Raw genomic sequence first — 6602 nt, forward strand, 5'->3', positions numbered from 1 at the left:
CAGGGATCAATGGTGTCCATATTGGCCCTGGTGCTACGCCGTTGACCCTGATCTTCTTGTCTGCAAGCGCAGCAGACAAAGACCTTACGAAAGCTACAATGGCTCCCTTTGTGGCCGAATAATCCAGCAAATGATCGCTGCCGCGGTAGGCAGTGACCGAGGTGGTGCAGATGATGCTGCTGCCCTCCCTGAGGTATTTCAATCCGGCTTTTACCAGGTAGAAGTGTGAAAATATATTCGTCCTGAATGTTTTCTCAAGCTGGGTTTCGGAAATGTCTGTGATACTTTCCTGCGGATACTGAACTGCTGCGTTGTTGACAATGATATCCAGCCTGCCAAATTCTTTGATGGTTTTGGCTAAAATGGCTTTGCAGTGCTTTTCGCTGGAGATATCGCCAGAAATACTGATTCCTTTTCTGCCGAATTTCTCAACGGCCCTGATGGTATCTTTTGCATCTTCATGTTCATCAAAGTAGCTGATCAGCACGTCTGCCCCTTCCTGGGCAAAAGCTGCTGCTACCGCCCGCCCGATCCCGCTGTCTCCGCCCGTGATCAGTGCTACCTTTCCCTCTAATTTTAAGCCCGGTTTCTTTGGCAGATATTCTGGTAGCGGAGTCATTTTTCCTTCTGTTCCAGGCTGCTTGTTTTGCTTCTGAGCTGGTCTTATGGTTTCTTTTTTCTCTTTTTTCATCTTGTAACTATCAGAATCTGTTTATTAGCCTGAAATCCTTCTTTGAAGTGTAACAATACTTAGGTCAAAGAGTTTGAATGGATGCGCTTTAATAGCCATCAAATCAATCGGGACAGAGGGTCTTTCCTATGTTTTCAGAATGGGTTACAAAATAGTTTTAGCAAATTAAATAAGGCCTATTTTATTCATTTACAGTTGTTATTGTTTATTGTAACAAAATCATTATTTTGCGATTCTTTTAATAAGGGATGAATTTGTTACTTTTAAATTTTTATAACCAAAAAACCACAACATGAAACTTAATTACTTAAGGTTTGGAACAACGGCCTTTGTCTGGCTGTTGGGAACTACACTTGTGGCTGGTCAGCAGCTAACTGACAAGTCAGAGATTGCCCTGAATGACCTGTCGTCGTTTAAAGACGCAGGAAAGTCATGGTCAATTGCCGGTAGTGTAACGGCAAACTTGAATGAACAGAACGCATTAAACATTTCGAAGGGCAGCGGAGTGCTGGTGAATTTGCCAACCAAAAAGAACCACGGTTCAGATCTGCTGACGCTTGCCGAACATGGTGACATTCTGCTTGAACTGGACTATTTAATGGCAAAAGGAGCCAATTCTGGAATTTATTTACAGGGGGTCTATGAAATCCAGCTGGAAGATTCATGGGGCATGAAAAATCCTCAGTCTTCAAACAATGGCGGGATCTACCAGAGATGGGATGATGCCAAACCTGAAGCGGAAAAAGGCTACCAGGGCTATGCACCGCGTCAGAATGCTTCTAAAGCACCTGGCACATGGCAGCACATCAGAATTGCATTCCAGGCACCTAAATTTGATGCATCGGGCAAAAAAACTGACAATGCAAGGATCCTTGGTATCCAACTGAATGGTGTGGTGATTCACGATAATGTGGAATTGTTTGGTGCTACAAGAGGGGCAAACGGCCAGGAAAAAGCTTTAGGTGCTTTACGGCTGCAGGGTGACCATGGTGCGGTAGCGTTCAAAAACATCAAAATTTCTAAACTGCCATCTGCTGCTGCCATTTCGGGAAGACAAAGAGGAGACAATACTGATCCGATCTTTATTGATGCCGCTACGACGCCTAACATCCGTAGTTTTGTATATATCCCTGGTGGACCAGTGGTAGTACACGCTATTTCTGTGGGCAGCCCGCAACAGGTACATTTCAGCTATGACCTTGACAACGGTGCATTGTTCCAGGCCTGGCATGGTGAATTTGTCGACGCTACTCCAATGTGGGACGGCAGGGGCAATGGTTCTTCGAGACCTCGCGGTGTGTTGACTTCATTCACTAAAAAACCTGTTCCTGCTTTAGCTAAACTGGCAGATGCTCAGGCTGCATGGCTTGCGGATACGACCGGCACAGGATTTAAACCAAAAGGATATGTACTGGATGACCAGGACCGTCCGGCTTTCACTTATAATATCTTTGGAACTAAAGTGACCGATGCCATTAAGCCAATTGATAATGGTCAGGGCTTAACCAGGGAGATCACGCTGGAAAAACCGACTGATAACATTTATGCGCTGGTAGCTACTGCATCTGATGTACAAGAAGTATCCAAAGGACTTTATTTAGTGGACGGCCAGTCTTTTTATTTAAAATTTGACGATGTAAAAGACAAACCTGTAATCAGGGATGCCAACGGGAAGAAAGAACTTGTTGTTCTTGTTCGCGGCAAGTTAAATTATTCTATTTTATTTTAAGAGGGTTAGATCATGAAATATACTTTTAAAACGCTGGCAATGCTGGCTTTGAGCTTTAGTTTTTCTACGGGGTTTGCGCAGGAAACACCTAAAGAGGAAGATTTTTATAAAATTAACAAGGTAAAGACACCCGAAGGAACTATCCTGGAAGTCGGCGGACTTGTAACGCTGCCTAACGGTAATCTTGGGATCTCTACCAGAAGGGGTGAGGTGTTCATTGTAGAAAATCCTACAAGCAACAGACCGTACTTCCGCAAGTTTGCTTCTGGATTGCACGAAATACTGGGTCTTGCGTACAAGGACGGCGCTTTATATTGCGCGCAAAGAGGTGAGCTGACCAAATTGATCGATAAGAATCAGGACGGAAAAGCTGATGTTTACGAAACAGTCTATGCATGGCCGCTTAGTGGTCACTACCATGAGTACAGCTTTGGTCCTAAGATAGCGCCAGATGGCTCGTTCTTTGTAACCGGAAACGTAGCTTTTGGTGATGAAATGTGGTACCGTGGCGAAAGCCGTGTACCTATGCGTGGCTGGACGATGAACATTACAGAGGACGGCGTCATGAAACCATGGGCTACAGGTATGCGTTCACCTGCTGGTCCTGGTATGATCGACGGTCAATTGTATTATACAGACAACCAGGGAGACTGGGTTGGTTCTGGTGCCATCTGGAGAATTGAAAAAGGAGACTTTATTGGTCATCCGGCGGGATTGAGATGGAGCGGAAGAGCTGACTCTCCTGTAAAATTGAGTGAAGAGTTCTTCAGGTCTAAAATGGACGAGAGAAGAAATGTAGATGCAAATGGCAGGGCGATCAAACCTGAGAACAGGGTGGATGAAGAATTCAAAACTTTGTTCCAGATGAAAAAGGATTTCCCGATGCTGCGTCTGCCTTCGGTATGGCTGCCATATGGTATTCTGGGAATCTCTACTTCGGAGCCTGTAAAAATTCCTGAGGGTGCTTTCGGTCCGCTTGCCGGACAGATCCTGATCGGTGATCAGGGTATGAGTATCATTTCAAGGGTGTTTATGGAAACTGTAAATGGCGTTGAACAGGGTGCGTCTTTCTTATTCAGAAGTGGTTTCCGCTCAGGAGTATTGCGTTTGGGCTGGGGTACTGACAACTCATTGTTTGTTGGAGAAACCAACCGCGGCTGGGGATCTGCAGGTGATGCCAATGAAGGCCTTGAACGTTTGACTTACACAAAAAATCCGTTTGAAATGAGGGCCATAAGGGCTATGCCTGATGGTTTTGAAATTGAATTTACTTCTCCGGTTGACAGAAAATCTGCTGAAGACCTGAGTTCATATGATGTGGAAAGTTATATCTATAAATATCACCCGGTTTACGGATCGCCTCCTGTAAATTTGGAGCAGCTTAAAGTTAAAGGGGTAAAAGTTTCTGCTGATGGCTTGAGGGCAAGATTGATTGTTGATAACCTTCGCCAGTACTACATCCATACGATTAAGGTTGATGGTGTACGTGAGAAGGGTTCTTCATCTGCTTTACTTCATCCGATTGGTTATTACACATTGAACAGTATTCCAACAGGAGCAAAATTATCAATGAGCGAAGTGAGTACTAAAAACTCGGGAAAATCAGTTAAAGCAAGCACCACACCGTCGAAAACTAAAGCTACGGGGGATAAGCCTAATGCTGATGATCCAAGTGCTGCAGTTGCATCGGCCGACAAACCTATTTCCACTGCTGCACCTACATATGCGCAGGTCAAAGGTTTACTGACCAACTATACTTGTATCGCTTGTCACAACGCGGATAAAAAACAAATAGGACCTGCTTTCCGCGACATCGCAAAACGCAAGTATTCTCCGGAGAAAATCGTTTCTCTTATTCATAACCCACAGCCTCAAAACTGGCCTGGTTACTCGACGGAGATGCCTCCGATGCCGCAGGTTACTAAGGCTGATGGTTTAAAAATAGCCGCCTGGATCAATTCCCTGGCCAAGTAGACAATTCTTGTTCTATAACTGAAATTATTTGGGGTAGTCATCATAATTGACGATTATCCCAAATAATTTTTTTACTTTAATCCCCTCAATCAAATAAACCTAATTTTAACTAATGAACACACTTCACAATTACGATTACATTGTATTCTTCATATACTTTATAATCGTATCTTCCTATGGCTTCTGGATTTATTACAAGAAAAAATCCGCAGTAAGCGATTCAAAAGACTATTTTTTAGCAGAAGGTTCGTTGACCTGGTGGGCGATCGGCGCCTCACTTATTGCTTCTAATATCTCTGCTGAGCAGATGATCGGCATGAGTGGGTCCGGTTTTAAGCTTGGCCTTGCCATATCTGCGTATGAGTGGATGGCGGCAGGTACCCTGATCATTGTTGCGGTATTCTTTATGCCGGTTTATCTCAAAAACAAGATCTTTACGATGCCACAGTTCCTGAACCAGCGTTACAATTCGACGGTGGCGATGATCATGGCGGTATTTTGGCTGATGCTGTATATTGTAGTGAACCTGATGTCTATCCTTTATCTGGGTGCACTGGCGATCAGTGGCATCTCCGGACTGGATATCACCTTCTGTATCTTCGCTTTGGCTATTTTTGCCATTCTGATTACGCTGGGGGGCATGAAGGTAATTGGTTATACGGATGTGATCCAGGTATTCTTTTTGGTACTTGGTGGGCTGGTGGCTACTTATATTGCATTGAACCTGATCTCAAACGACGGAGGTATTGTTAAAGGTTTCTCTATTTTAACTGATGGGGCTTCTGAACATTTTCATCTGATCTTTAAAAAAGATGATCCGAATTACATGGATCTTCCGGGTTTAAGTGTCCTGATCGGTGGCATGTGGATTGCCAATCTGAGCTATTGGGGATGTAACCAGTACATCACACAAAGGGCATTGGGCGCTTCGCTTCCTGTGGCCAGATCCGGACTGTTGTTTGCGGCCTTCTTAAAAATGCTGATGCCTGTGATCGTGGTTATTCCTGGTATTGCTGTTTATTACATTATTAAAGAAAAGATCCCTGGAATCAGCGGCGCAGATTTGCTGACTTCATCAGGTGTTCAAGACCCAAATAAAGCATATCCTGCATTGCTGGGTCTATTGCCTATCGGATTGAAAGGTCTTTCTTTTGCTGCACTGACTGCTGCCATTGTGGCTTCACTTGCCGGTAAGGCAAACAGTATTGCGACGATCTTTACACTGGACATTTATAAAAAAGCATTCAATGTGGGTGCTACTGAGAAAAACCTGGTTAATGTAGGTAAGATCGCTGTGGTGGTAGCCATGCTTTTGGCTGTAGTTCTTTCGCTTATAGTGGGTGATGCGCTGATGGGTGAGGGTAAACAAGGCTTCCAGTACATCCAGGAATATACTGGTTTTGTATCTCCGGGCATATTTGCCATGTTCATCTTAGGCTTCTTCTGGAAAAAGACCACTTCAAATGCGGCATTGTTTGCAACAATAGGAGGCTTTATTGCGTCGGTTCTGCTTAAATTCCTGCCAGGATGGGTTGATCTTTCTCCTTTACACGACTTCGGATGGGCTGTTGCCAATTCAAGCGGTATATTTGAAATTCCGTTTATGGACAGGATGCTGATCGTTTTCGCGATCTGTGTAATCGGTATGTATTTCATCAGTATCTATGAGAATAAAAAGGGTGTTGTGACCAATGGTCTGGAAGTAGATGCTTCAATGTTTAAGGTTTCCAATTCATTTCTTGTTGGTTCTTTGATCATTGTTGCGATGCTGGTGGCCTTGTATACGGCGTTTTGGTAATAGTTAATTTTGATTAGCTCCTCTACGGCTCGCGTTCGGCAGGCGCTTTGAAGGAAGCGCAACCGACCGAATGCCGATCGGAGTAATCAAAATTCAGGGGTATTAAAAAAACAGGTCAGAATTTATTCTGACCTGTTTTTTTTGGTCAAGTTATCCAAGGCTTAGCTGAAGGGCCTATTTATTTCTCGATTTGGTGAAATTTGTGCTGCAGGATTTGAATTAGTCGAAACTACTGTCTAGTTTAGAGTGGGATCTTGTAACCAAATGATAAAATGAATTTATGGAGTAAAATTGTACTCTTCCTTTGCATGTATGTTTGTAATTCTGCCCATGGTCAGCTCTGCGGAACTCCGGGACTGGACGGGCCGGCGAATATTGCAGTCTCCATAAATACTTATTTTCCGGTATCA

4 protein-coding genes are annotated in these 6602 nt (G+C 44.0%); 3 read left to right on the plus strand and 1 reads right to left on the minus strand.

Features of this window, described 5'->3' with window-relative positions; translation table 11 throughout:
• The coding region (locus VK541_RS21565) for an SDR family oxidoreductase (RefSeq protein WP_324372574.1) at positions 1-691 on the minus strand (691 nt) is incomplete at its 3' end.
• 292 nt (positions 692-983) lie between these two features.
• Here VK541_RS21565 and VK541_RS21570 point away from each other — a divergent pair.
• From VK541_RS21570 to VK541_RS21580, 3 genes are all read left to right on the plus strand, one after another.
• A complete protein-coding gene (locus tag VK541_RS21570) occupies positions 984-2420 on the plus strand; it encodes a DUF1080 domain-containing protein (protein ID WP_324372575.1) in 1437 nt (478 codons plus the stop codon).
• A gap of 12 nt (positions 2421-2432) precedes the next feature.
• Positions 2433-4394: a c-type cytochrome gene (locus tag VK541_RS21575; RefSeq protein WP_324372578.1), complete on the plus strand. Its 1962-nt coding sequence runs from the start codon at positions 2433-2435 to the stop codon at positions 4392-4394.
• A 112-nt stretch (positions 4395-4506) separates the two neighbouring features.
• Positions 4507-6192, plus strand: a complete 1686-nt coding sequence (locus VK541_RS21580) for a sodium:solute symporter family transporter (protein WP_324372580.1) — start codon at positions 4507-4509, stop codon at positions 6190-6192.
• Positions 6193-6602 lie beyond the last annotated feature (410 nt).

Origin of the sequence: Pedobacter sp. (genome assembly GCF_035317785.1) — a bacterium.
GTDB lineage: Bacteria > Bacteroidota > Bacteroidia > Sphingobacteriales > Sphingobacteriaceae > Pedobacter.

What these genes read in the sequence shown, in the direction of transcription:
- VK541_RS21570 (WP_324372575.1), top strand. Translation starts at nt 984, where the DNA reads ATGAAACTTAATTACTTAAGGTTTGGAACAACGGCCTTTGTCTGGCTG.
- VK541_RS21575 (WP_324372578.1), top strand. Translation starts at nt 2,433, where the DNA reads ATGAAATATACTTTTAAAACGCTGGCAATGCTGGCTTTGAGCTTTAGT.
- VK541_RS21580 (WP_324372580.1), top strand. Translation starts at nt 4,507, where the DNA reads ATGAACACACTTCACAATTACGATTACATTGTATTCTTCATATACTTT.